Below are 2,072 nucleotides of genomic sequence, written 5' to 3' on the forward strand. Positions count from 1 at the left end.
AAACGCCTTCGACGCCTTCCGCCCAACCGAATGCCGAAACTACATCACCGCCGCAGGATACGACGCTTATGACCCAACCTGAACGGCAACAGCTCTAGCTTCAGAATGATGGCAGATCAGGGGGCAAGATCACGAGGGATTCAACGGCAAGCTTCACAACGATTGCTTGAGACAGGAGATCTTCTACTCGCTGAAGGAGGCGCAGGTCATGATTAGCCCTCGCAAAATACCTACAACCGCGTCCAGCCGCATTCGTCGCTGGTCTACCAACTGCCTGCGCCCGTCACTTTCCCGGATCTGGCCTTCCAACTACCCATGGCCGCCAACATGCAGTAGCCTCTCATCTGGCCCAGTCTAAAATACCGGTTAGGTCGAAGTCTCTTAGCATACAGGACGAGTGCATGGCTGAGCGATACGCAACAATAAATCGAACTATTAATGTTGAGCTCGACTATTACGAGAAAATTATCAAAGCAACATATTCTATTGTAAATGCATATAGATCTTTTTGGGTTTTGTCCTTTTTGTTGTTTATTACATTGAGTTTGGTGGGTATGTTTATTATTTTTTTCAACGGCAAGCAGGGTGCAACACCGACATCAAATCTTGTCTTGAATGTATTAGCATTATTTTTATATGTTTTTACATCATACACACTTGGCGTGGCTGTTTGCAGATTATCGAAAGTTCCTGCTATCATTGTTGTTGTATATTCAATCTTTGCAATACCATTTCTGATCACTTGGTTAGGAGGCGTACTTTACGCAAATTTAATTAAGTTTGACATTGCCATACTACTATTTTCACTTGGTGGGCTAATATTTGCGGGATTTTTTTTTATTTTACTGTATGACTTTTTGAGAGGAGCATTTTGGTGCCTCAAAATTGATGATAGTCAGAGGTTAATTGCAGCAGAGCTATACAAAACCGCCTATTTTTCTAAAATTGCGCTTTCACGCACGATCGGGTTAAAGTTCTCAATCGATAACGTGAAATTCAATAGACTGAGAGTATTGATGTTGTTTGTCTTTTCATCGTCTATGTACACAGTATTTTTAGCAACATTGCTATTTTCTATGCCAGTAATCGGCATATCCATCGTATTTGGCAGCTCTTTATTTAATACAGATCAAAACGATTCCTTGAAACTCTCGATGATTGCAGTGATTATGCCGTTATCGACAGTTTGTATAGCAGTAGCATCGCTCTTACTGGGCTCTAAAGCCCGGAAAGTAGGACGGACGCAAGCGCTAAGCTCATTGTCTGAGCTGCAGCACGCCGATTTACGTGCTCCTGTAACGTTCTTAAGGCCATTTTCCGATGACCAAGTGCAGCTAGCACAACCGCGCCTCTCCATTCTTGGCAAAATGTTTGAGGTGGGGACTCGTGAGAACAAATTAGACGTTCTCCTTGTAGAAGAAGGCACAAACTATGGGCCGGTCGTCGGACTGGGGAATCCGAGGGATCAAACACCACCTTACGGGGCAGCCAGAGGATATTTCGAAAGTGAAGATTGGAGATCAGGCGCTTCTAGTATCATGTCGTCATCAAAGGCGATTATCATCTGTTTGGACAATACTGATGGAGTTATGTGGGAGCTGGACTACATAACTGAAGAGAATTTATTGAGTAAAACCCTCTTTCTGATGCATCCCAGGCATCATGGATCAGCGGATATTGAGCCGATTATAGAGGCGGTTCTAAAAAAACTGTTACTCTCACAAGAGATGAAGGAGAAAATATTTAACTTGTTCTGCAAAGAATGTAAGGGCTCCATCCTAGGATTTTTCATAGATGATGGCGGGGTGTTACAAGTCGGCCTATCTTCAACATTTTCGCGCTTCGCATTCCTATCAATGCTTCGCCTTTTCTTTCGAAAAAAGTTCTAAATCTATCAGTCAAAATTTGTTTACAGTGTGTTATAAACCGTGTGTGAGGCTATTTATGTACGAGGATGAGCTTGGAACGCGGCCTAGAGCCGTGTCCGGTTGGGTTGAATCATGGGGTATCGGGCGGGCTGCGGATCTGATTCGATGTCGGGCTTTTCAAGGAGAGCGGGATGCCGTCAGCCT

The 2,072-nt window shown here is 44.0% G+C and carries 1 protein-coding gene and 1 pseudogene; both read left to right on the plus strand.

All coding sequences use genetic code 11. The features are described 5' to 3' along the window. Positions 1-133: 133 nt before the first annotated feature. Positions 134-336 (plus strand): annotated as a pseudogene (locus ASF25_RS22230) (integrase core domain-containing protein); the annotation flags it as partial. 65 nt (positions 337-401) lie between these two features. Beyond that, positions 402-1,889, plus strand: coding sequence for a hypothetical protein (locus tag ASF25_RS22990; RefSeq protein WP_156369058.1), 1,488 nt, complete (start codon positions 402-404; stop codon positions 1,887-1,889). Positions 1,890-2,072 lie beyond the last annotated feature (183 nt).

The organism is Methylobacterium sp. Leaf100 (assembly GCF_001422845.1).
Taxonomy (GTDB): domain Bacteria; phylum Pseudomonadota; class Alphaproteobacteria; order Rhizobiales; family Beijerinckiaceae; genus Methylobacterium.

Excerpts from the sequence above, each read along its gene's own strand:
- ASF25_RS22990 (WP_156369058.1), top strand. The coding sequence starts at position 402 with ATGGCTGAGCGATACGCAACAATAAATCGAACTATTAATGTTGAGCTC.